Source organism: Coleofasciculus sp. FACHB-1120, assembly GCF_014698845.1.
Classification (GTDB): Bacteria; Cyanobacteriota; Cyanobacteriia; order Cyanobacteriales; family FACHB-T130; genus FACHB-T130.
Genome location: NZ_JACJTV010000030.1, coordinates 41,385 through 65,687 on the forward strand (window position 1 = coordinate 41,385; position 24,303 = coordinate 65,687).

At 48.1% G+C, this 24,303-nt stretch carries 14 protein-coding genes and 1 pseudogene; 6 read left to right on the forward strand and 9 right to left on the reverse strand.

Annotation, left to right across the window (positions count from 1 at the left end):
- Window positions 1–286: 286 nt before the first annotated feature.
- Window positions 287–1,138, reverse strand: a complete 852-nt coding sequence (locus H6H02_RS21280) for a 2-isopropylmalate synthase (RefSeq protein WP_190821475.1) — start codon at window positions 1,136–1,138, stop codon at window positions 287–289.
- Window positions 1,139–1,171: 33 nt separating this feature from the next.
- A complete protein-coding gene (locus tag H6H02_RS26790) occupies window positions 1,172–2,422 on the reverse strand; it encodes a GNAT family N-acetyltransferase (protein WP_199329423.1) in 1,251 nt (416 codons plus the stop codon).
- A gap of 149 nt (window positions 2,423–2,571) precedes the next feature.
- On the opposite strand from H6H02_RS26790, the gene H6H02_RS21290 reads away from it, so the two are divergent.
- Together H6H02_RS21290 and H6H02_RS21295 are read left to right on the forward strand one after the other, a co-directional pair.
- Complete coding sequence (locus H6H02_RS21290; protein WP_199329426.1) at window positions 2,572–4,167, forward strand: BamA/TamA family outer membrane protein; 1,596 nt, start codon at window positions 2,572–2,574, stop codon at window positions 4,165–4,167.
- A gap of 307 nt (window positions 4,168–4,474) precedes the next feature.
- Window positions 4,475–5,197 (forward strand): annotated as a pseudogene (locus H6H02_RS21295) (IS1 family transposase).
- A gap of 2 nt (window positions 5,198–5,199) precedes the next feature.
- Here the strand turns inward: H6H02_RS21295 and H6H02_RS21300 are convergent.
- The 3 genes from H6H02_RS21300 to psaA form a co-directional block, all read right to left on the reverse strand.
- Entirely contained in the window at window positions 5,200–5,814 is a 615-nt protein-coding gene (locus H6H02_RS21300) for a class I SAM-dependent methyltransferase (RefSeq protein ID WP_206757305.1), read from the reverse strand.
- Between the two features lie 160 nt (window positions 5,815–5,974).
- Window positions 5,975–8,188: a photosystem I core protein PsaB gene (gene psaB / locus H6H02_RS21305; RefSeq protein ID WP_190821479.1), complete on the reverse strand. Its 2,214-nt coding sequence runs from the start codon at window positions 8,186–8,188 to the stop codon at window positions 5,975–5,977.
- 81 nt (window positions 8,189–8,269) lie between these two features.
- Window positions 8,270–10,528 carry a photosystem I core protein PsaA gene (gene psaA / locus H6H02_RS21310; protein ID WP_190821481.1) on the reverse strand — a complete coding sequence of 753 codons (2,259 nt, stop codon included), beginning with the start codon at window positions 10,526–10,528 and terminating at the stop codon, window positions 8,270–8,272.
- Window positions 10,529–11,001: 473 nt separating this feature from the next.
- On the opposite strand from psaA, the gene H6H02_RS21315 reads away from it, so the two are divergent.
- A complete protein-coding gene (locus H6H02_RS21315) occupies window positions 11,002–12,798 on the forward strand; it encodes a hypothetical protein (RefSeq protein WP_199329428.1) in 1,797 nt (598 codons plus the stop codon).
- Window positions 12,799–13,044: 246 nt separating this feature from the next.
- A complete protein-coding gene (locus tag H6H02_RS21320) occupies window positions 13,045–14,568 on the forward strand; it encodes a thioredoxin-like domain-containing protein (protein ID WP_190821505.1) in 1,524 nt (507 codons plus the stop codon).
- Between the two features lie 144 nt (window positions 14,569–14,712).
- Here the strand turns inward: H6H02_RS21320 and H6H02_RS21325 are convergent, their stop codons facing one another.
- On the reverse strand, window positions 14,713–15,447 hold the full coding sequence (locus H6H02_RS21325; RefSeq protein WP_190821483.1) for a circadian clock KaiB family protein: 735 nt from the start codon (window positions 15,445–15,447) through the stop codon (window positions 14,713–14,715).
- 78 nt (window positions 15,448–15,525) lie between these two features.
- Entirely contained in the window at window positions 15,526–16,905 is a 1,380-nt protein-coding gene (locus tag H6H02_RS21330) for a type IV pilus twitching motility protein PilT (protein ID WP_190821485.1), read from the reverse strand.
- A gap of 634 nt (window positions 16,906–17,539) precedes the next feature.
- Here H6H02_RS21330 and H6H02_RS21335 point away from each other — a divergent pair.
- Window positions 17,540–17,914, forward strand: a complete 375-nt coding sequence (locus H6H02_RS21335) for a hypothetical protein (RefSeq protein ID WP_190821487.1) — start codon at window positions 17,540–17,542, stop codon at window positions 17,912–17,914.
- A 182-nt stretch (window positions 17,915–18,096) separates the two neighbouring features.
- On the forward strand, window positions 18,097–19,215 hold the full coding sequence (gene wecB, locus H6H02_RS21340) for a UDP-N-acetylglucosamine 2-epimerase (non-hydrolyzing) (RefSeq protein ID WP_190821489.1): 1,119 nt from the start codon (window positions 18,097–18,099) through the stop codon (window positions 19,213–19,215).
- A gap of 14 nt (window positions 19,216–19,229) precedes the next feature.
- Here wecB and H6H02_RS21345 read toward each other — a convergent pair whose 3' ends face one another.
- Together H6H02_RS21345 and H6H02_RS21350 are read right to left on the reverse strand one after the other, a co-directional pair.
- The gene (locus tag H6H02_RS21345; RefSeq protein ID WP_190821490.1) at window positions 19,230–20,375 is read right to left on the reverse strand and encodes an ABC transporter ATP-binding protein; all 1,146 of its coding nucleotides are present in this window, start codon (window positions 20,373–20,375) and stop codon (window positions 19,230–19,232) included.
- A 172-nt stretch (window positions 20,376–20,547) separates the two neighbouring features.
- Window positions 20,548–24,207, reverse strand: coding sequence for a WD40 repeat domain-containing protein (locus H6H02_RS21350; RefSeq protein ID WP_242040811.1), 3,660 nt, complete (start codon window positions 24,205–24,207; stop codon window positions 20,548–20,550).
- Window positions 24,208–24,303: the final 96 nt, after the last annotated feature.

Here is a 24,303-nt window from a genome sequence, read left to right on the forward strand (position 1 = left end):
ATAACAAGCCATGTGGGGCAGTGTATTGTTAGCCTCCAACTTTTCTGAAACGAAAGGTTCTATAGCAATTCTATTTTAGTCGTGAAGTGCCAGAAATTCAGGCTCCCGGCTTCTTAAAGAAAGGGAGATTCCCGCCTTCTCTAATCATTTAGGGATGCTATAGAGTAAGTCTATGATTCCATCACAGCTCAGAAATTTCCCTGCCAAAATAATAGAGTTTAAGATTAAATAAACATATAAAATACCTAAAAATAGGTCTGTTTTTACCACGGATTGAGTTTTTATTTTATCCTACTGACTGATTGATAATTTTAGTAATCTCACTGACCAACTCAGAGGCTTCGTCTATTAAAGATTGCTCAACATCAACGCTGTAGTTTGGATGATTGATAATTGCCTTTATGACTTCTCCCAAATCAGCATTTCCTTTCCTTGCCCCCAGCCCATTAATCGAGCATTCAATTTGCCTGACACCCCAACTAAGAGCTGCGATTGAGTTCTCCACTGCTAATCCCAAATCATCATGACAGTGGACAGAAATCGTAGCCCGATCGATATTTGACACCCGATTAAAGAGCATATTCAGCAACCCTGAGAATTCTATTGGCGACGATAAACCAAGGCTGTCAGGGATACTGATTGTTTTTGCACCGCTTTTGATGGCTGTTTCAACGGCTTTGCAAAGAAAATCCGGCTGGCTTCGAGGAGCATCAAAAGCACTCCACTCCACATCCCCACAGTAGTTTCTGGCAAGTCCAATAGAATCGTGGATCGCTTCTAAGGTGTGTTCTTCAGCCCACTTTGATTGATGCTTCAAATTAACTTGGGTATAAATGTGAATTCTGCCTTGTAACGCTGGTTTAATTGCTAAAGCAACGTCCATCACTTCATTCAGCTTAGAATTGGCTAATCCGCAAATGGTTGATTGTTTAATTTCCTTGGAGACTAGAAAAATTTCATCAAAGTCTTTCTTAATAGCCCCTGGATATCCCACTTCAATGACATCAACCCGCATCTCCTCTAGAAGCTTGGCAAGCCGGACTTTTTGATGAATATCCATTTTGACACCGGGCGTAAGTTCTCCATCTCGCATGGTGGTGTCGAAGATGATAATTTTTGGTAAAGATGGTTGTGCCATAGTAGGTTTTTCTCTGCATTTTTAGGTAAGCAGTTAGTAATTTTGACCAATCCTTTGCTGCCAATCACTTTTCAATATGCCGTATTGTTCGATGTCTTCAAAGGTTTCTCCTTTCCGTAAATGTTGGCGGAGACATCCCTCATACTGCATCCCCAGTTTTTGCATGACTCGTCCCGAAGCTGGATTGCGCGAAAAGTGAGCCGCATGAATGCGGTGCAATTTAAGCACCTCGAAGCCGTATTGCAGTAGAGCTTTTGCTGCTTCAGTACAGTAGCCTTGTCCCCAGTAGGGCTTTCCAATCCAGTAACTGATCTCCGCATTGTTCTGTTTGGCATTAATCATCAGATTAACCGTCCCACAGAGTTCTCCAGTTTCCTGGAGTGCGATCGCAAAGTAAACTGCTTTGTTTTCCTTAAATGCTGCCGAATGAGCCTTAATCCACGCTTGAGCTATCCCATCTTCGTAAGGATGAGGAATTAGTGTTGTATCAGCAATTTCGCGCTCGCTGGCTAGGCGTTGCACATTCGGAGCATCTGCCAAGGTGAAAGGACGGAGCGTTAACCGTTGTGTTTGCAGCGTGGGTGGTTGTAGCTCTGACTCCGACTCAGCAGAACGAGATCCACCAAACACGGCAAAGCTGTAATGCTTATACCAGCAGTCTACGTTCTGAAAACCGGCTGCTTCCAGCCATTGCAGTTGAGCGTCGAGAGGTGCTAGACGATCGTAGGTCATCCGATGTTGAGCGGCTCGCAGATGCTCGTCTGAGATCCCGCAATCGCGCACGGTATTGAGCCATTGTTGTTGATAAAATTGCTCCAGTTGGGGTGTTCTGCCTAAAACTTGATCGGCGTTGACAAACATCCCTCCAGGTTTGAGCGCATCGTAAATCCGTTGATAAAGATGCTGCTTCTCTGAATCAGACAGATGATGAATCGATAAGCCGGAGATAATCCGGTCATAGGAATCGCTCAAATCTGTCTTAACGTAGTCTCCAATCCATATTTTGGGAGATTTGCCCATCTGCTGGAATCGAGCCTTTGCTTGCTCTAACATCTCAGTCGCGAGATCCAGTAGGGTAAATTCAGCATACGGAAACATTGCCTGAACCATGCCTGAGTAAAGTCCCGTCCCTGCACCTAAATCGAGAACGTTTAGGGATGCTGTGCGGTCAAATGGGATAACCTGAATGGCTGTTTGGTAAAAGTCATCAAAACAGGGAATTAGGGTACGTCGGAGCTTGTCGTACTCAGTTGCTGCTGTGTTAAATGCCTGTTGAATACTCATATCCTTGACGTTTCCTTGGTTGTTACTGATACCATTTCACTTGATATCTGCAATAGATCCGTCTGTTGCCCGCCTCAAAAGCCAGTCCTAGCCAAGGATACAAGCCAATGAGCCAAGCACAATGGTAGCCAGCCGATTAAGCTAATTTTATGGGTCTTAAAACATTTGCAATTTTGATTGTGGCAACGCTGGGGATCTGGGAACCAAAAGGAGCGATCGCATCCTCCCAACCCACTGCCCAGAGGACTTCGGGCGATATGGCGACATCGGCACCCATTGAGGATGCTGCGACTCCATCTGTAACCCAGGTAACGCCAGGATTGGCTCAGACAGCAAATCCCATTCCTGTTGTTGAATATGATGCCAAATACGGTAATTATCTGCCACCGACGATACCGCCAGCGTCCGGAGGGGAGGGCATTCAAACTGCTGCTGAGGTTGCCTCCAGAATTGTCAAAGATGTGCAGATCCGCTTTGTCAATAATAAAGGTGAGTCAGTCGATGACCAGAATCGACCGATACCCAGTCGCACGAAAAAAGATTTTATTATTGGTGAACTGAAACTCAAGCCGGGTGAGGTATTTCGTGAGGATTTGCTTCAGGAAGACTTGCAGCGATTGAGGCGATTAGAGTCTTTTGATGATGTCAATGTTTCTGTGGAGGAAGCCGCCGACGGGGTTAACATCATCTACGACATCCAGGAGAATCGCTTTCCTTCTATCACATTAGGGGGTGGCAATAGCGGCGACATCGGGCTTTATGGTTCGGTAAGCTATCGAGATGCCAATATTAACGGTGTCAACGATCGCTTAGCTGCCAAACTTCAAGTGAGCGGCAAGGATGTCCAGTTTAATACCGAGTTTACCAGCCCTTATCGGGCTGACGAGCCAAACCGCTTGGGGTATAGCGTTAGAGCGTTTCGCAATCGGGATTATTCGCGCACCTTCACCGATGAAATCGAGTTGCCTAATGGGGACAGTACGCGAGAGGGACGATTTGGCGGTGGTGTTGCGGTGTTGCGGTCTTCTAATGGTTGGGATGGATCGTTGGGTTTGAACTACACCCGGATTAGTACCCGCGATGCTGATTTCAATATTGCACGGGTGGATGAATTAGGGAATCCGCTATCTGTCAGCAAAACTGGCATTGATGACTTGGTGACGGTGTCGTTCGGCGTGGCGAGAGATCGACGCGATCGCCGTTCCAATCCGACTCAGGGTTCGCTACTCACCCTCACCACAGAACAATCGATTCCGATTGGATTGGGCAGTATTTTGAGTAACCGAGTGCGAGCAAATTACATCCAATATGTCCCCGTCAGCTGGATAGGTAAGGGTAAGGAAACCGAAAATCCAGAAATGGTGGCTTTAAATTTGCAAACTGGGACGATACTTGGCGAATTTCCTCCGACTGAGGCGTTTAATCTTGGCGGATTCAATTCTGTGCGCGGTTATGGATCTGGTAAAGTCGCTAGCGGTCGCAGTTATGCCTTGGCTTCAATAGAATATCGCTTCCCAATTTTGCAGTGGCTGGGAGGGGTTGTCTTTGCTGACTACGGCTCAGATTTGGGGTCTGGTGACACGGTGCTTGGGCAACCAGCTTTGCGGCGCGGTAAACCGGGGAGTGGTTTTGGTTACGGGTTAGGATTGCGGGTCAAGTCCCCGATTGGTTTAATTCGCAGCGATTTAGGCATTAGCGATCAGGGAGAAGTCCGACTTGAAGTAACCACGGGTCAGCGTTTTTGATGGAAAGGGGATATTTGAGCGATCGCGTTTAATTCACCCTAAAAGAGCGATCGCTTTGTATACTTCTACCAAATACTTGCATCGTCATTCAGAGGATTTTGCCAAGGGTTTCCTAGCGACAAACAAATAGTTTTGACAGACTACAGAGAAAGGATATGCCAAAATGTCGTCTAGAAAATCCCAACTCCATGCCAGCGGTGGGAAATTTGCGATCGCTTTTGGAAATGCGCCCCAGATATTTCTAGGTAGAAAACCAGGTAGTCCTAAAGATGTAAGGATAAGAAGGTAGAGTTACTGCTGTTGTTCGATGTCCAATCCCCATCCTACTTGTCCTGCTTGTGAGTCTACTCATACCGTGAAAAATGGGAAAATTCACAACGGCAAACAGAACTTCAAGTGCCGTGAGTGTGGCAGACAATTTGTGCAAGACCCGCAGAACAAGATCATTGACCAAACTACTAAAACCCTGATTGACAAACTGCTGTTGGAGAAGATTCCGTTAGCTGGAATTGCTAGAGTGACGGGTGTTTCAGAACCCTGGCTCCAGAGCTATGTCAATGGGAAATACGAAGCGATTCCCCGACAAGTCGAGGTATCGGCTAAAAAAAGGGGCGCTTGACGATTCAATGCGACGAGATGTGGTCATTTGTGGCTAATAAGGGCAACAAGCAATGGATTTGGTTAGCATTAGATGTCAATACCCGAGAAATTGTCGGCGTGTACGTCGGTGATCGCTCTCGTGAGGGTGCCCAAGGATTATGGGACAGCTTGCCAGGGGTGTATCGACAGTGTGCCGTCTCCTATACCGATTTCTGGTCTGCCTACAATGAGGTTTTCCCCAGCCAACGACATTGCTAGTGTGGGCAAGGACAGTGGTCAAACAAGCTTAATTGAGCGCTTCAATTGCACCTTACGGCAGCGAGTATCCCGGTTAGTGAGAAAGACGTTGTCGTTTTCCAAGAAGTTAGAGAATCATGTTGGTGCAGTGTGGCACTTTGTCCACTACTACAATGCATCCTTACATCTTTAGGACTACCGAAAACCATAACGCTGGACTTCTAGAACCTCAAATCCGGTTTCTTGGCAAAGCGTTTTGATTGACTGGCGAGTATAACGATATTGATGATGGTATTTGTGGGGCAAGCGGGAAGCGATCGCTTCAATCAGACTAAACTGATTCGGGAAATGGTAACAGATAAAAACGCCACCTGGTTGGAGCAAGCGGAATATTTCCCGTAAGCTGGTAATTTCATTTCCTCCAGTCTCTCTGACATGCTCTAAAACCCCTACAGAGACAATTGCCTTGAATTTATTATCTGGATAGGGAATGGCTGTTGGATCTTCAGCACTCCCTTTTCTAAATTCATAAGTTGAGCTGTTAAGAGTTTCCCGAACACAAAAGTCCTCAAAGGCAAATCCAAAGGTTTTATAGCCAGCCTTTACTAAAAAGTAAGAAAAATGACCGTTCCCACAACCCCAATCTAATACTTCATTTCCGGTTGGAACATATTTAAAAAAAATTCTATATAGCCGAAGATATTGATTAGCGCTAACTAAGCTTCTAAATTGCCACAAACTACAATTGCTATTTTGCTCTTGAATCTTTATTAGCTGATGGGTGACGTTATTAATGTTTAAGTTACTCACAGTTGCTATTTTATTAGACATTTTATATAAAATACTTTGCTATTTTAAGCTACATTTTCCTTGGGAATTTTAGACAATCTTATAAAAAAATCCCCTACCCGAAGGCAGGGGATTTTATTTTAATTACCTAAAATGCATCGATTCAGCGAACTACAGGAGATCAACCAAATTTACCAGCAGTGGAGGCAATCAGGAAGGCAGCGTAGGTCAAGACATAGCCGACTGCAAAGTGAGCTAGACCAACCACACGACCTTGGACGATGGACATAGCAACCGGCTTGTCCTTCCAGCGAACGAGGTTCGCCAGAGGAGTGCGCTCGTGTGCCCAGACAAGGGTTTCGATCAACTCTTGCCAGTAACCACGCCAAGAGATCAGGAACATGAAGCCAGTCGCCCAAACTAGGTGTCCGAACAGGAACATCCAGTCCCAAACCGCCAGGTTATTCATGCCGTAGGGGTTATACCCATTGATCAGCTGAGCGGAGTACAGCCAGAGGTAGTCGCGCAGCCAGCCCATGAGGTAAGTAGAAGACTCATTGAACTGAGCCACGTTGCCTTGCCAAATCCCCAGATGCTTCCAGTGCCAGTAGAAGGTTACCCAACCAATGGTATTCAGCATCCAGAACGCAGCGAGGTAGAAGGAATCCCAAGCAGAGAGTTCGCAAGTACCGCCACGACCGGGGCCGTCGCAAGGGAAGGCGTAGCCGAAGTCCTTTTTATCGGGCATCAGCTTGGAGCCACGAGCATCCAACGCACCCTTGACCAAAACCAGGGTGGTGGTGTGGATGGCGAGGGCGAATGCATGGTGAACCAAGAAATCGCCAGGGCCAATTGTCAAGAACAGAGAGTTGGTGGTGTTGTTGATAGCATCGAGCCAACCGGGAAGCCAAGGCCCACCAGCCATCGAGGCAACGCTATCAGGATTAGACAGGAGAGTATCTAAGCCGTATAGGACTTTTCCGTGAGAAGCCTGAATGAACTGGGCAAATACTGGCTCAATCAGAATCTGCTTTTCGGGAGTCCCGAAGGCAACCACAACATCGTTGTGGACGTACAGACCTAGGGTGTGGAAGCCCAGGAATAGGGAAACCCAGCTCAGGTGCGAGATGATCGCTTCTTTGTGCTGGAGTACCCGATCGAGGACGTTACCTCTGTTCTGTTCTGGGTCGTAGTCCCGCACCCAGAAGATACCTGCGTGGGCAAATGCTCCCAGCATCAGGAAACCAGCAATGTACTGGTGGTGTGTGTAGAGCGCTGCTTGAGTTGTGAAGTCCTTCCCGATGAAAGCATAGGGAGGCATCGCATACATGTGCTGCGCTACCAGGGAAGTAGCAGTTCCCAGCGCTGCCAGGTGTATAGACAACTGGAAGTGTAGAGAATTGTTATAGGTGTCGTACAACCCTTGGTGAGGCAGGTTGAATTGCCCTTCAGTCTTGGTGCCAAAGAAGTTTTTGGCGTTCAGCATATCTCTGATGCTGTGACCAATCCCAAAGTTAGTCCGGTACATGTGACCGGCGATGATGAAGATGACTGCGATCGCCAAGTGGTGATGAGCCATATCCGTCAGCCACAGCGATTGTGTCTGGGGATGGAAGCCACCCAAGAACGTTAGAATCGCTGTTCCAGCACCTTGAGAGGTACCGAATACATGATTAGCAGCCTCTGGGTTCTCAGCGTAGACACCCCAGTTGCCGGTGAAGAACGGTCCCAAGCCTGCGGGGTGAGGCAGCGTTGTTAGGAAGTTATCCCAACCTACGTGCTGACCGCGAGATTCGGGAATCGCAACGTGAATCAAGTGACCTGCCCAAGCCAAGGAGCTAACGCCAAACAGACCTGCCAGGTGGTGGTTCAGCCGAGGCTCGGCACTCTTGAACCAAGAAAGGCTAGGACTGAACTTGGGCTGTAGGTGCAGCCAGCCTGCAAACAAGAAGATTGCAGACAGGACAATCAGGAACACTGCACCTTGATACAGGTCATTGTTTGACCGCATACCGATGGTGTACCACCAGTGGTAGACACCTGAGTAGGCAATATTCACTGGAAAGGTCGCACCACCTTGGGTAAAGGCATCTACTGCCGGTTGACCAAAGTGGGGGTCCCAAATCGCATGCGCGATGGGACGGACATTCAACGGATCTTTAATCCACTGTTCAAAATTACCTTGCCAGGCGACGTGGAACAGGAGGCTAGAGGCCCACAAGAAGATAATTGCCACATGACCGAAGTGAGTAGCGAAAATCTTTTGATAAAGATTTTCTTCTGTCATCCCATCATGGCTTTCAAAGTCGTGAGCCGTTGCAATCCCGTACCAGATCCGACGTGTAGTCGGGTCCTGAGCGAGGTCTTGGCTAAATTTGGGGAATTTTGTCGCCATAGTCTCCTCAATTATCAGTGCTGAGTGCTGAGGAGTGAGAGCATCTTACTCTTTACTCAGCACTCGTTACTCAGGCTTAAATCATCCTATTGAAAGGATTCGCGCCTCGAAGAACGCCCATATCGTGACGATCGCTCCCAGGAGGAAGTGAGCAACCCCAACAGCCCGACCCTGAATGATGCTCAGAGCGCGAGGCTGAATAGAAGGGGCAACTTTTAACTTATTGTGAGCCCAAACAATCGACTCAATCAACTCCTGCCAGTAGCCACGACCGCTGAATAGGAACATCAGGCTGAATGCCCACACAAAGTGAGCGCCCAGGAACAGCAGACCGTAGGCTGAGAGGGCTGTACCGTATGACTGAATCACTTGAGCAGCTTGTGCCCATTGAAAATCACGCAACCAGCCATTGATAGTGATGGCACTCATCGCAAAGTTACCTGCGGTGATATGGTCCACCGTGCCATCAGCGTTGACTGTGCCCCACACATCGGATTGCATTTTCCAGCTGAAGTGGTAAACCGCGATCGCAATAGTGTTGAACATCCAGAACAGACCCAAGAACACGTGGTCCCAACCAGAAACTTGGCAGGTACCGCCACGACCGGGGCCGTCACAAGGGAAGCGGAAGCCCAAATTCATCTTGTCTGGAATCAGACGAGAGCTACGGGCAAACAGGAAGCCTTTCAGCAGAATCAGAACAGTGACGTGAATTTGGAAAGCGTGAATATGGTGGATCATGAAGTCCGCCGTACCCAGCGCGATTGGCATCATCGCTACTTTGCCGCCTACAGCAACGATACCGCCGCCGAAGGCATAACTTACTGGTTCTAGCTGGTTAGGTGCTGTGCCGCCAGGAGCCAGAGTGTGCAGGTTTTGCACCCACTGAGCAAACACCGGCTGCAACTGAATCGCCGTATCCGAGAACATATCTTGGGGGCGACCCAAAGCACTCATCGTGTCGTTGTGGATGTACAAGCCAAAGCTGTGGAAGCCTAGGAAGATACAAACCCAGTTGAGGTGGGAAATAATTGCATCCCGGTGACGAATCACTCTATCCAGGACGTTGTTCTGGTTCACCACTGGATCGTAATCCCGCACCATGAAAATGGTAGCGTGAGCTGCTCCGCCAACGATCAAGAATGCCCCAATCCACATGTGGTGAGTGAATATGGACAACTGAGTAGCGTAGTCAGTGGCAAGGTACGGATACGGAGGCATCGCGTACATATGGTGAGCCACGATGATGGTCACAGAACCCAGCATGGCAAGGTTGGTTCCCAACTGCGCGTGCCAGGATGTGGTCATGTTTTCATAGAGACCCTTATGACCGTCACCTGTAAAGGGACCTTTGTGGTTCTCTAGAATTTCCCTAATGCTGTGACCAATCCCCCAGTTCGTCCGATACATATGACCGGCGATCAGGAAGAGTACTGCCAAAGCTAGGTGATGGTGTGCCGTATCTGACAGCCACAATCCACCCGTCTGGGGATTTAAACCGCCTTTGAATGTTAGGAAGTCAGCATACTGACCCCAATTCAAAGTCCAGAATGGTGTCAACCCTTGGTTGAAGCTGGGATACAGTTGGGCCATCAAGTCACGGTTCAAGATGAACTCGTGAGGGAGCGGAATATCTTTGATGGCGACTCCCGCATCCAGGAGCTTGTTGGTGGGCAATGCCACGTGGATTTGGTGAGCAGCCCAAGACAAGCACCCCAGACCCAGCAATCCAGCTAGGTGGTGGTTTAGCATTGACTCCACATTCTGGAACCATTCCAGTTTAGGAGCCCGCTTGTGATAGTGGAACCAGCCAGCAAACAGCATCAGAGCTGCTGCTACCAAGCCACCGATGGCAGTGCAGTACAGCTGGAATGTGTTTGTGAAGCCAGCTGCCCGCCAAACCTGGAACAAGCCGGAGGTGATTTGAATCCCGTGGAAGCCACCGCCCACATCGGCATTCAAAATATCTTGACCAACGATAGGCCAAACGACTTGAGCGCTAGGCTTGACGCCTAAAGGATTAGCTAGCCAAGCTTCGTAGTTTGAAAACTTAGCGCCATGAAAATACATACCGCTTAGCCAGATGAAGATCACGGCTAAGTGACCAAAGTGCGCGGCAAAAATTTTCCGAGATACGTCTTCTAAGTCACTGGTATGACTATCGAAATCATGCGAGAGGGCGTGAAGGTTCCAAATCCAGGTGGTGGTTTTTGGTCCTTTAGCAAGGGAGCGGTCGAAATGACCCGGCTGAGACCACTTCTCAAATGAAGTGGGTACTGGATCTTTATCGACAACAACCCTTACTTTTTTCTCCTCTCGCTCCGGAGGACTGATTGTCATGAGGACTCTCCTCTCTCTAGACAAGGAACGAGTTCTGTCCCATTGAAAATTGATTTTAATGGGTAGGAACGCAGGCTGGGAAGAACTGCTTTCCCCAATTTATGGAATACCCGTTTTAAAGGGTTCTCTGAGAGGAAGGGTTGAAAAACCACACCCTCTATCTTTGTAGATAATAGGACTAGGTTTACTGAGTATTTCGAGCCACTTAACAATAATTCAAATTTGGTCAAGTTATTGATGCAACTTAGCTTGCACCTCCATATTTAGTGTTAAAAAGTCAAGAGGGATTAAATTTAGTTAACAAAACGCAACTATCAGCTCATTTAAACTCCGTGTCTTCTGGGTTGTCAAAGGCTGAAATTCACGGCATTTCGAGCGGGGTAGTTGATGCTTTTGGGCTATAGTTCCCTATGGACAGGTCTCGATATTTTGTTTGATGTTGGTCGCGGAAGGAGTAGGAGTGCGTGTTGGGCATGAATCGCCGGTGGAACCCTGTGAGAACGCTAGTTTCGTTGCTGGTGGCAACTGTTTTGGTGGGGAGTTTAGTCGGTTGTGGCGATCGCGCCCTGACGACCCCATCAGGCACCTCCAAGCCCTCATCTTCCCTAGGTGGGCAAATCTCAGAGGTCTCTCCTCCTGAGGTCATTCAACAGCTGCGCCCAGATTTGGAGAGTTTTCAGCCTCAAGTCACCATCCTGAGTCCCCAAACGGATGAAGTTCTTCAAGACACAACAGTAGCAGTGCGACTCCAAGTTCGGGATCTACCCATCTTCAAAGATCCCCAACTCGGTCTCGGCCCCCATTTACACGTCATCCTGGACAACCAGCCTTACAAAGCTGTTTATGACTTAGAACAGCCCCTCGTCTTTGAAGATTTAGCGCCCGGAACCCACACCCTACGGGTTTTTGCCTCCCGTCCCTGGCACGAAAGCTTCAAAAATGAAGGCGCTTACGCTCAAACAACCTTTCACCTTTTCACTAAGACAACGGACAACAACCCCAATCCAGGGCAGCCTCTGTTGACCTATAGCCGCCCCACAGGCAGTTATGGAGCTGAGCCAATTATGCTGGACTTCTACCTGACTAACGCCCCCCTGCATTTAGTCGCCCAGTCCAATCCCGACGATGAAATTGCTGACTGGCGAGTTCGCGTCACCGTAAATGGTCAAAGCTTTGTCATGGACAGATGGCAACCCCTTTACCTCAAAGGGTTTAACTCAGGGAAGAACTGGGTAAAACTGGAATTTCTAGATGAACAAGGAAATCCAGTTACAAACGTCTTCAACAACACCGCGCGGGTAATTACCTACGAACCGAAAGGCAAAGATACCCTTTCTAAATTGGTACGTGGGGAACTGTCAGCGGCTGCTGTTCGCGGGATTGTAAACCCCAACTACACTGGGAAGACGCCAGTGCCGACGGCAGCCCCTGCACCATCGATTACGCCGACCCCCGAACCATTAGAACTTCCTGCCGTTGAAGAAACACCAGCACCGGAGCTGGGTAAAGAAGAACCGACGCCCTCTGAAGTTGAGCCAGCAGCGCCAGCCGAGGCACCCCCAGCGGCAAAACAGTTAGAAAAGCCTCAAGGTGGATTCTTTAATCGCTTCCGGCGTTCCAAGACCCCTGTTAGCCCAGCGCCTGCACTGCCAGTGCCTGAGGCAATTGAGGAGCCTTCTGTGTTACCCACACCAGACAATATTCCTCAACCAGGGACTTTACCAGAGGTAATCGCAAGTCCAGAAGCAAGTCCAGAAGCAATCCCAGAAGTAGAAACGGCTCCATCTACGCCCCCAGTACCTCCAGCAGCAAAACAGTTAGAAAAACCCAAAGGGGGATTCTTCAATCGCTTCCGGCGTCCAGATGCAGGTGTTGGCAATCCGGCACCCAATTTACCGCCCACCCTACCGGAGATAGTCCCATCTCCAATGCCAGAAGAGCCACTTCAGGAAGCACCTCCTCAACCAGAGAGTTCAATACAACCACTGCCCTCGCCTCAGCCGACAACTTCGGTGCTTCCTGAAGTTGTAAAGCAGAAGACTGAACAGACAACCCAATCGGCTCAAGCAAAACCAAAAGTTGATTTCAAGGACGTATTGACGCCTAAATCTGCTGCGGCTCCACCGTTACGGATTATCCAAGCTCCCGCTGAGCCAGATATCCCTAGTCGTTTCTTCCAAAAATCACAACCGGCAACACCGGAACTAGAAGCCCCAACAGAGGAAAATAATGCAGAGAATGCTCAGCTAGGGGAAGCCGTTACGCCTTAAAGACTTCCTAGGAATCAATAAATCGGTCTTAACAATAGATGTAAGGGGCACGGGCTTTGTCCTTGCCCCTAGGAGGGTGGATGAATCTTTTTTCTGAAAGTCCCTTACATAACTTGCCGTTTCACGAATGCGTCTCGATATACCGGCAATTCCCACCGATAACCTTTAACCGAACAGGATTAGCTTTACAACATACTTCGTGAGGAGCGGCTTTGTTCCTGTTGCGGTCAGTAAAAAGGAGACATGATGACGCCCCGTGTTAGAGCGCCAGAATTCCCCCAGAAACAAACCTGGTTAAATACAGACCGTCCCCTTTCCCTGCGGGAATTAAAAGGACGAGTGGTAATTCTTGACTTTTGGACGTATTGCTGTATCAACTGCCTGCACGTACTGCCAAAGTTGAAGTACCTGGAGCAAAAATACAAAGATAGCCTTACGGTGATTGGCGTCCACTCTGCCAAATTTGACAACGAAAAAGAGGTGGAAAACATCCGTCAGGCAGTTCTGCGTTACGACATTGAGCATCCAGTCGTTGTTGATAGCAATTTTGCTATTTGGAGCGAGTATGCCGTCCGTGCCTGGCCCACCTTGATGATGATTGACCCAGAAGGTTACGTCATTGGCTGTGTATCTGGGGAAGGGGATCGGGATGTTGTAGAGGAACTGGTTTTGCAACTGATTCAACAACACCAAGAGCGAGGAACGATTAATTTTCAAGAAATCAGCCTTATTTTAGAAAAACAGCGGCAACCGCTGGTAACGCCGTTGGCTTTTCCCGGTAAAGTGTTAGCGGATGAAGCAAGCGATCGCCTGTTCATCTCTGACTCCGGACATCACCGGATTGCGATCGCTACCCTTTCCGGGAAAGTGATACATATCGTTGGCACTGGCAAACAAGGCTTAACCGATGGCTCCTTTACCGACGCTCAGTTTTTCGCTCCCCAAGGCATGGCACTCGACGCAGAAAATGACATTCTCTATGTTGCCGATACCGAAAATCATGCCCTGCGACAGATTGACCTGAAGAATCAAAAGGTGGAAACAATTGCCGGGACTGGCGAACAAAGCTATCACCTTCGCCCCTACAGGGGTACGGCACGAGAAACACCGCTCAATTCTCCTTGGGATTTAGAAAAAGTAGGAAATCGCTTGTTTATTGCGATGGCGGGACTCCACCAAATCTGGGAAATGCAGATGGAAACCGGCATCATTGGTACCTACGCAGGGATTGGTGCAGAATCATGCGTCGATGGAAATCTTGACGAATCTGCCTTTTCCCAACCCAGCGGCATTACCACCGACGGACAAGAGTTGTACGTTGCCGACAGCGAAATTAGCTCAATCCGTGGCGTCGGATTGGGTGAAAAGGCTCAGGTACGAACAATCTGCGGCAGTGGTGAACTATTTGGGTTTGGGGATATCGATGGTGAAGGCTTTGAGGTTCGGCTCCAGCATTGTTTAGGCATTGAATACGCCCATAATTGCCTCTGGGTTGCTGATAGCTACAACCACAAAATTAAGCGAGTTGACCCAAAGACTGGCATTTGCATCACAGTTTTGGGGGATAGGACGGCAGGGAACCAAGATGGTCAAGGCACCAGCACCCGATTTTATGAGCCATCAGGAGTGAGTGGGATTAGCTCTCATTTATACATTGCCGACACCAATAACCATGCTATCCGTCGTGTCGATGTTGCTACTCTGGAAGTGACAACCTTGAAATTTCCGGGGTTGTGCGCGCCAGACGCCTGTATTCCTACCAGTGATTAAAATAAGAGACAAGACATAAGGATTTTAGATTTTGGATTGTAGAAGACTTATCGCGATCGCGTCTTATCAGTAGCCACTTCCAGCAATTTATTTATGGCGACCTTCAAGTGAAATACTCTTACACGACACTCGCGTGCCTCTACTTCAATAATCTACAGACCCAAGAACCTGTAAGACTCTCTCAATATTGTCCAAATCCCCCACAATCCGCCGCACAGGTTCGGGCCAAACTCTAACAAGGGTGGGTGTAGCAGATATCTGATTTGACTCCGCCTGCTCTGGATGTTTGAAGATGTCAATCACTTTCAAAGTATAAGGATGACCGAGAGACTGCTCCAACAACTGATGCAGACTTTGGAGAGTGTGTTCGGTGGCTCCATTATGACCGGAAACAAACAGGCGCAAGACGTATCCAGGAGTCGAAACTGGGCGGAATGAAGGCTGGAAACCTGTGCGTTCCAAGCGCACAATTAAATCGTGGTTTTCCCAAAGTTGGGGAAATTGGTGACGATAAGTTTCTAATACGATCGGATCGCCTAATTCTGGGGGCCAAGGAGCAACTTGCCAATTGTGCAAGTTGATATTCTGGAAAATCCCATTCAGCAACGCCTGATGCCGTCGCACCGGCAAATAAACCTCAGCCGCAATCCGTAACTCCTGGGTGTAAGGATCGAGCCACCGATCGATCGTCGCAGTATAGGCTGGCACTAAAAAATGGGGAGGTTCTGGTAATCCCAGCATTTCTTGAAATCCAGCACACAGATGCAGGTGCCAGTGGCTCTGCTTATTCGGATCGATGCAATAAATTAAATCTCCCCCTGGCGTAAACAGGGCAATACCTTTAAAGAGCTGGGGAATAGAGAGTGGATTTTGAGTCAAGAAAATATGCCAAAAGAATAAAAAAAAGAAAGAGGAAATTCCTCTTTCTTGCTTAATTAAAAATTAAATATGTAATTTTTACACTCGACCTCGGAGGAACTGAGCCATCTCGTTCGGAGTGGGCGACATTTCCAGAGCAATTTCTTCGGTGATTCGACCCTCATGGTAAAGCTCAAGGAGGGCTTTGTTCATCGTCATCATGCCGTCAAAACCGGAGCCTAGCATGATTCCGGTAATGTCTTCGTACTTACCTTCCTTAATGTAGTCCTTGATTGCTTCAGTATTGATCAGGATGTCATGGAAAGCGGCACGCTTGCCATCGGTCGTTTTGCACAATCCTTGGGAAATGATCGCCACTAGAGATTCAGCGATCGCTATTTTCATCGAATGCTGCTCCTCTGCCGAGTAGAGGTTGAGAACCCGCTCGATCGTTTTCACAGCGCTATTGGTGTGCAGCGTTCCCATTACCAAGTGACCCGTTTGCGCCGCTTTGAGGGCAGTGTTGACGGTTTCTTTATCCCGCATTTCCCCAACTAGAATCAAATCGGGATCTTCCCGCAACGCCGCTTTCAGCGCGTTGTCAAACTTTAACGTGTTCAACCCTACTTCCCGGTGCTTAATCAGCGACTTGCGGCTGGTATGAACAAACTCAATCGGGTCTTCAATCGTGATGATGTGCTTCGCCATCTCCTTATTGATGTAGTCAATCATGGCAGCCATCGTGGTGGATTTACCCGAACCCGTGGGGCCTGTGACCAAAATCAATCCTTTATGGTAATGGCAAATATCCTTGAACACCTCTGGCAACCGCAGCTGCTCCAAAGTCAGGATATCGTTCGGGATCAATCGCATCACCATCGCTGGGCCGCGCATTGAGCCAAACACGTTGATCCGGGCACGAGAGAATTCATACTGCGTAACGCCGTCAAAGTCTAAGCGCTCTTCAAATTCCCGAATCTGAGCGTCAGTCATCACCTCTCGCAACCAGCTCATGAATGTCGCTTCATCCGTCATCGGATAATCGGTCATCTCCATGTCGCCCCGCTTGCGGTAGCGAGGAATTTCACCGACACCCGCATGGATGTCGGAAATTCCGTTTTCATGAGCTTTGACAACAATTTCTTTTAACGTCGGCTGTCCGGGACTCGGGCCAGCTCCTCTTGCAGGCGTTCGAGCCACCACTGTTGTTGCGGTTGCTAACGCTGCCGAGGCAGCTGTGGCAGAGGATCGAACTCCTGTCCCAGCGGCTGGGGGAGGCGCTTTCGGTGGAGGAGGCACAGAAGCTGCCCCTGCATGAGGGGGAGGAGGTGCAGTCATCTGCATTGTTTGCATGGGCTGCTGCTGAGTGGAAACGGTGGCAGCTGCATCCCTAGCCGGAGGTCGCATTCCTGGCGGGGGTGGAGGGGGGACGCGGGGTGGAGGCGGTGGTGACATGGGCGGACGCTGCGGTTCTGTCATCTTTCAACTACCACTGATTGAAAATTTGTAGGAATCGGTACAGAAAAAGCTAAGGATAGACCGCGAATACGTTCTTTTAAGGCACGAAGCGATTCGGTGGAATACTCTACAGCTTTTGTTTGGGGAGCTTTAAAAACTCCTATTCCTAGTTTTCCCAAAACTTTCGGCTCACTAACATTTCACGCCAAAATTCTCTTATCAGCTCAAAACAGCAGCAGCAGCAACCCAGCGGTCGGTTCGCGGTTTGCCTGTAAAAGCTAGATGAGTTGAATTATGAGAATACCTGTCAAAAGTTATAAGATATGTTAAGGATACTGAAAGCGGCTTTGGTTGTTTTCTCGTACCACTGGTTGGGCTACAAAATTGCTCGATTGGTGGAAAAGGCTGAAACCTAAAACCTCTTCAAATCTCTATCTTTTGGATGATGGTCGTTTTCTATGGCAGTCTAATATAGAACATCAAGAAAAAATTCGCATCCATAAATGTTCGGGATTGACTGTAAATTTTGATTAAGAACGGCTCATCTAAAGAAAAGGATTAACTATACTGATTTTCACATTAGTCGATGCCAAGGGATCGATTAAAAGTCATTTTCCACATATAAATTTGTCTTTGACTATCAGGAGAAAGGATCATGCAATTAAGTCAGAATCAAGGTTTGTCAAAAGTTTATTCATTGTCTATGGTCAAGAGCTTTTTGATCTGGACTTTTACGCTAGGGGTTTGCTTGCTGGTGGTGGGTTTCCCCTTAGTTGTTTTGATGGTTACAATTGGTGCTTTATTAGCGATCGCTTTACAATCTGTGCTGCCAGTTAGCGCGGTTTTGTTGGTTGCTGGAGCCTTAATTGGCGGAAATATTTTGGCAGTTGTCGCTGGTGCGGCATTGCTAACCCTAAAGGGTGTAAATCCGCAAGAAGTCCGTTGGTTGCACTGGCTGCATGGTGAAGCCAATCCTCTCCACACCTCTATCTATGCAGCTTGCCCACTAACCTGCGATCTAGATTCTTAAATGACCTGTGAACGCTTTTATTAAGTTAGTCTGTTATCTGCAAGAGTTCTGCGACCCGGCACCTGCCGGGTCTTTTCGTAGGAAAATGGCAAGCGTAGGATGGGAATAATTGGAGATCGCAATGTTATAGGCACGACGCGATCGCCAACGATTCCCATGATTCCCAATTCAGCTAAATTTTCATGCCACCATCTCCTATCAAAGTTTGTATCACACTGGGAACTCGTCCAGAAGCCATTAAGCTAGCAGCTGTTATCCAACAGTTTCAGCGATCGCTAACTTTTCAAACTCACGTAATATTGACGGGTCAGCATCGAGAGATGGTCGAGCAAGTCATGCAGCTATTTGGGCTGAATGCCGACCAAGATTTAGAAATTATGCAACATCAACAAACTCTGACAGATATTACTTGTCGTAGTTTGCGAGGACTAGAAACTGTATTTAAGCAGTTACAGCCTCATTTGGTAATAGTTCAAGGAGATACAACCACAGCCTTTGCAGCAGCTTTGGCAGCGTTTTATCAAAAAATTCCCGTCGGTCATGTAGAAGCAGGATTACGCACCGATGAGCTATTTAATCCTTACCCAGAAGAAGCCAATCGCCGATTAATTTCTCAGCTGACTCAGCTGCATTTTGCCCCCACAACCTTAGCAGTAGAAAATCTGCAACGTTCTGGAGTCACGGGCGAAGTTCACCACACCGGCAATACAGTCATCGATGCTTTATTAACGGTGGCGAAAAGTCAGCCAGAGTGCCCAATTCCCGGCTTGGATTGGAATGGATATCGCACGCTGCTGGCAACAGTCCATCGACGCGAGAACTGGGGGGAACCCCTACGGGAAATTGCGGAAGGGTTTCTCCAAATCTTAGATAAATTCCCGGATACAGCCTTACTGTTGCCGCTCCATCGCAATCCAACTGTGCGAGAACCGCTACAAAAACTTCTCGGTAATCATCCCAGAATTTTCTTAACAGAACCTTTAGATTATGCCGAACTGGTGGGGGCGATTCAACGCTGTTATTTGGTGTTGACTGATTCTGGAGGATTGCAGGAGGAAGCACCAAGTTTGGGGAAGCCGGTATTGGTATTGCGGGAAACCACCGAACGACCAGAGGCGGTAGCAGCGGGAACGGCAAAATTGGTGGGAACGAACCCTAATCAAATTGTGGCGGCGGCAACAGAACTCCTCAGCGATCGCAGCGCTTATCAAACAATGGCAACGGCAATTAATCCATTTGGCGATGGTCGCTCATCTGAGAGAATATTGCAAATTGTTGAGAAATATTTTCAAAGCTGTTAACAAGTCGCGAATTCTTAAGGAAACAAAGCATCGCCCGTGGTGGGGTCAAAGACAAATAACTGATTGAGGTCGAGTTGTACAGAAATGCGATCGCCTGAATGACCCCGCCAATCTGAAGCAGCCTGAATATTGAGCGGCACCCCAGACGCTGGTAAATTCGCCCGAATCAGCGTCTCTCGTCCCAGGGGTTCTACAAGCTTCACCTCAACTATCAAAAGGGAGTGCTGTAGGGGCAAGACTCCATCCCGACAAAATGCTTCTGGTTCCTGTTCATTTTCAGTGTTTAATTTCTCATCTTTATTTGTTATATGCTCTGGGCGAATCCCTAACTCCACGCCTTGCCCTTGTCTGAGTTGTAACTTTTCCTGAAGCGCTGGAGGACAAGATAAAGACTGATTCCCTACCTGAAAAACTTCACCCGTATAAGTCGCGTGGAGAATATTCATCGGTGGATTGCCTAGAAATGTGGCAACCATCAAATTTGCCGGTCGCGCATAAATTGTTTGCGGGTCGCCAATTTGTTGAATCTGACCGCGATTAAGTACCACAATTTGATCGGCTAGAGTCATCGCCTCTACCTGATCGTGGGTAACGTAGATCGTAGTAATTCCCACTTGTTGGTGCAATTGCTTGAGTTCTGCCCTAGTATCGTCTCGCAGCTGGGCATCCAGGTTAGAGAGGGGTTCATCTAATAAAAATACTTGGGGCTGACGAGCGATCGCTCTCCCCAATGCGACCCGTTGCTGCTGTCCTCCTGATAACTGCTTGGGTTTGCGGTCGAGGAGATGGGCGATATCAAGCGATCGCGCGACTGTCTCTACTCGTTCCTGCATCGTTTTCGCATCAGTTCCGCGCATCCGCAGACCAAAAGCCAAATTTTTAGCAACCGTCATGTGCGGGTAGAGGGCGTAGTTTTGGAACACCATCGCCACATCTCTTGCCCTAGCGGGAATCCCATTCATCAAGGTATTCCCAATATAGAGATTGCCGCTACTTTGCGTGTCCAAACCCGCAATTGTCCGCAAAATCGTGGATTTACCACAACCGGAAGGTCCCACCATCACCCAGAACTGCCCATCCGGCACCTCAAAGGAAATATCCTCAATCGCAGTGGCATTATTATATTTTCGGGTAATTCCTTCTAAGCGAACATTTGCCATTGTTGTTAGAGATGAGTCGATTAGCCATTAGTTTATCGCTCAAGGCCTTAGTTTCTTCTCTCTTTTCTTCCTTGCGGCTCTCTAGCGAAGAGAGCGCATCCCTCTCGCGCATCCGCGCCGTTTCGCGAAAGCTAGTGCATCTTTGCGGTTCATCTAAAATAACTAAAAACCACTAATTCTCACAAAGTTGGCGATCGCTTTCTCGGACTTTGGGATTGTTTTCTAGATAGTCTTGCACCCAACTACAACTGCGTGCCAGGAGATTATCGAGGTCCAGATTCCACAACATCACGGTTTTGTCCTTACTGGCAGAAGCTAGAATCTTCCCATCCGGGCTGAAACTCACACTGGTAACGCGATCGCTATGACCTTGGAGCGTTTTAATTAACGTGTCATCCAGTCGCCATAATTGAACCGTATTTTCCCAGGTTGTCGTCGCCAGAATTTGACCATCCGGGCTAAAACTAACGTGAGCAACGCTATCTGTATGCCCTTTCAAAGTTCGATATAAAGAACCATCGCGCCGCCAAAGTTTAACTGTATTGTCATAACTCGCGGATGCGATTAGCTGACTATCCGGACTAAAAGCGACATCCAAAACCCAACCACTATGTCCTGGTAAGGTTTCCAGATATCTTCCCTCAGCAGTCCAGAGTTTCACCGTATGATCGTCGCTGGCAGTCGCCAGTAATTCGCCATCGGGGCTAAAAGCCACTGCATTGACGCGATCGCGGTGCCCAGTTAAAGTTTTAATCAAATTGCCCGAAGTATTCCAAAGCTTCACTGTCTTATCGCGAGAAGCCGAAGCAATCATCTTGGCATCGGGACTAAACGCCACATCCAAAACCCAATCGCTATGCTTATTCGGCTCATTCAGGGGGTTGAGAAGCGTACCCGATCGATTCCAAAGTTTCAGCGTCTTGTCACGAGAAGCAGAAGCAATCAACTGAGAGTCTGGGCTAAAACTCACACTATTTATCCGATCTTTATGCCCATTCAACGTAGCAAGCAAAGCACCGCTTTTGTCCCACAGCTTTACCGAATTATCTTGACTGCTAGAAGCAATCATCTGACCATCGGGACTAAAACTTACATCATAAATATGATCGGTATGTCCCTTTAAGACAGTGCGCGACATATCATTCAGTCGCCAAAATTTGACGGTTTTATCGTAACTGCTAGAAGCAATCGTCTGACCATCGGGGCTAAAACTGACACTTGTAACCCCATCGCTATGCCCCCGAAGGATTTTCAGTAGCTTCCCGTTGCGCTGCCAAAGTCTTACGGTATTGTCATTACTGGCAGAGGCAATCATCTGGCTATTGGGACTAAAACTCACGCCAAATACCCACTCACTGTGCCCCTGAAGAACCCGAATCATTTGCCCAGTACGATAGTTCCAAAGCCTAACTGTTTTATCATCGCTGGCTGACGCTAACAACTGTCCATCTGCACTGAAATCGAGGTTGGTTACTTTGCCAGTGTGTCCCTTGAGAATTTTAAAGGGTTGCTTAAGTGCTGTAGGAGCCATATCCCAGATGGTGATGATTTTGTCGTCACTCGCTGATGCCAAAAATCGACCATCTGGGCTAAAGTTGGCGCTGGTGACTTTCCCGTTGTGCTTCAACGTTTTCAGCCACTTGCCGGTGCGATAGTTCCAGAGCTTTACCGTTCTATCATCGCTTGCCGAAGCGAATACTTGACCATTGGGGCTAAAACTGACGTGATTAACCAAACTACTGTGTGCTTTGTTAATCGTTCTCAGTAAAGTACCGTCTGTTTGCCAGATTTTTATAGTCTTGTCAGAACCCGTCGAAGCTAAGAGGCGACCGTTGGGGCTAAAACTGACACTGGTGACGCTGTCACGATGGCCCTGAGATCCTGTCAGGGTTGTCAGGATCTTGCCATCGCGCCGCCAAAGTTTGACGGTCTTATCGACGCTGGCAGAGGCAATTGTCTGACCGTCGGGGCTAAAGCTCACGCTCCAAACGACATCACGATGTCCTTCCAGGCGATTGCGCTCTTGTACCCCATAGATTGCCTGCTGCATCGCCGTGACGACGCGCATTTGGGTATCGGGTTCTACTCCAACGGAATTATTGAGGCTTTTTCCGGCTCTCAAGGCTTCGATTAAGGCATCAAATTCTTTGTAGGAGACAAAAAGGGTTTCGGAAGAAGCACTCAGAGCAGTCAGTTGAGCATTTGTTTGCGCGATCGCTGCCAGTTTTCTTTGAGCTTCGGCTCGCAGCGCAAATCCCCCGGCAGAAACTGCCAGGATTGTCATCATAATGCCGACGCCAATCGTTCGCAATTGTTGTTTCCGTGCCTGATACAGCTTTTCCTCACTTTGTGCTAATTGGGCTTTCAAGTTCAGATCGGATTTTTGACGAATTCGATCGACTAGATAATCATGAACCAATTGGTAACGGGCTTCTGACCCTTCCCAAATCACAAAAACCAAACCAGATCCTACAAGAATTTCTAAAATTAAGTCTAGTAGGGGCATTTCCCCGCCCACTGCTCTTTCCGCCTCAAGTTGCAATACGGTTGCCAACTCTTGCTTCGTCTTCAGGGGTCGCGTCCCTTTCTCGTTCGTCAATAAGAATAAAACATTCCAAGCCACGGCTTCATTTTGGGTGCCACAATCCCCAATAACTTTTTTCAGAAATCGCTCAACCAGTTCGGCTTTGGGATTAGAACCCAATTGCTGATACTGTTGCATCGTGGTGATTTTGTCTTCTTCTTCCTGCAATTGGGCACCCACTAATTGCAGCTCAATGGGGCGCACCTCTCCTAGTTCTTCAGCCAAATCTTCCACTAACCGATTAATTAACTGCGGCTCTAAATAAAAGAATGGAGAGCGTTCAGTTAAGCTTTTGACAATCTGCCGCGCATCTGGCTTAGAAAAATTCCCCAAGTAGTAGCGAATATCTTGGTTTAAAATGTCATTATTGATTACATCTAAATACTGAAGTCGTTCGCACTCTAGTAAATAATGTAGATAGTCTTCTCGCAAAGACAAAATAACTTTTACAAAAGGAATGTTGAGGCAGTCGCGCAAAAACTCATAAAACTGCCGCCGCGTGGCTGGGTTAGTACAGACAAAAAAGAATTCTTCAAACTGGTCAAAAATCAGAACGGTTAACAGATTGCGATCGCTATTGTGTCGCAACTGTTCTAAGAGGTTGGCAGTGACTAAGGTCGGCGGCACCGCAGGCATTGGCGTTTCTTGGGCGCGATCGCTTTCTTCTAAGATTTCCTGTAAAGATAAAGTTTCTTCACCCATTCTCGCTTCGCTGCTATCTTCTGACTCCTGTACAGACGCAATTGAGACGGGAAGGGTTTGGGCGTCTTCCTCCTCCTCTAAAGGGAGTTCTGACTCCTGGTTTCTAGCTCTGAGTTCCTTCGCTAATTGTCTCGCCAGCGTCCCCACCCAATCTTTATAAACCTCGATAACGACGGGCAAAACATCCCGTGCGCCGATGCTCTTGAGCTGGAGTGCCGGAACTAAACCAGCCGTGATAATTGAGCTTTTACCAACTCCAGAAGGGCCGTGAACCACAATCAGTTTGTAGTCATTGCGGCTGATTCGGTCAATGAGGCGAGTGACATCCTGCTGCCGACCAGAAGCGGCAATTTCCTGGGGAATCGACCCTCCTAGGCGCGCGTCTCCCCCTGTTGCGACGCCTGGGTTCAAAGCCTGCCGATAAGGCTGTAGGCGTCCGGCACCCGTAAAAGAACGGAACCCGTATTGATGCTCCAGGGAACGCTGCTCTTGCTTCAGTTGAAAAGCTTGCAGATAATCGCCCTGATGAAAGTAGTACCTTGTCAAGCTTGAATTGATGGGTAAAGACGCTTGAGCTTAATGCGAGCATCAGCGGTAGTAAATTGCCAATCAATTTTTCGAGAATCTAGATTTCGTTGTTTT

Bases quoted from the DNA above. Each gene is read 5' to 3' on its own strand.
- H6H02_RS21280 (WP_190821475.1), bottom strand. From the start codon at position 1,138: ATGGCACAACCATCTTTACCAAAAATTATCATCTTCGACACCACCATG.
- H6H02_RS26790 (WP_199329423.1), bottom strand. From the start codon at position 2,422: ATGAGTATTCAACAGGCATTTAACACAGCAGCAACTGAGTACGACAAG.
- H6H02_RS21290 (WP_199329426.1), top strand. From the start codon at position 2,572: ATGGGTCTTAAAACATTTGCAATTTTGATTGTGGCAACGCTGGGGATC.
- psaB (WP_190821479.1), bottom strand. From the start codon at position 8,188: ATGGCGACAAAATTCCCCAAATTTAGCCAAGACCTCGCTCAGGACCCG.
- psaA (WP_190821481.1), bottom strand. From the start codon at position 10,528: ATGACAATCAGTCCTCCGGAGCGAGAGGAGAAAAAAGTAAGGGTTGTT.
- H6H02_RS21315 (WP_199329428.1), top strand. From the start codon at position 11,002: ATGAATCGCCGGTGGAACCCTGTGAGAACGCTAGTTTCGTTGCTGGTG.
- H6H02_RS21320 (WP_190821505.1), top strand. From the start codon at position 13,045: ATGACGCCCCGTGTTAGAGCGCCAGAATTCCCCCAGAAACAAACCTGG.
- H6H02_RS21330 (WP_190821485.1), bottom strand. From the start codon at position 16,905: ATGACAGAACCGCAGCGTCCGCCCATGTCACCACCGCCTCCACCCCGC.
- H6H02_RS21335 (WP_190821487.1), top strand. From the start codon at position 17,540: ATGCAATTAAGTCAGAATCAAGGTTTGTCAAAAGTTTATTCATTGTCT.
- wecB (WP_190821489.1), top strand. From the start codon at position 18,097: ATGCCACCATCTCCTATCAAAGTTTGTATCACACTGGGAACTCGTCCA.
- H6H02_RS21345 (WP_190821490.1), bottom strand. From the start codon at position 20,375: ATGGCAAATGTTCGCTTAGAAGGAATTACCCGAAAATATAATAATGCC.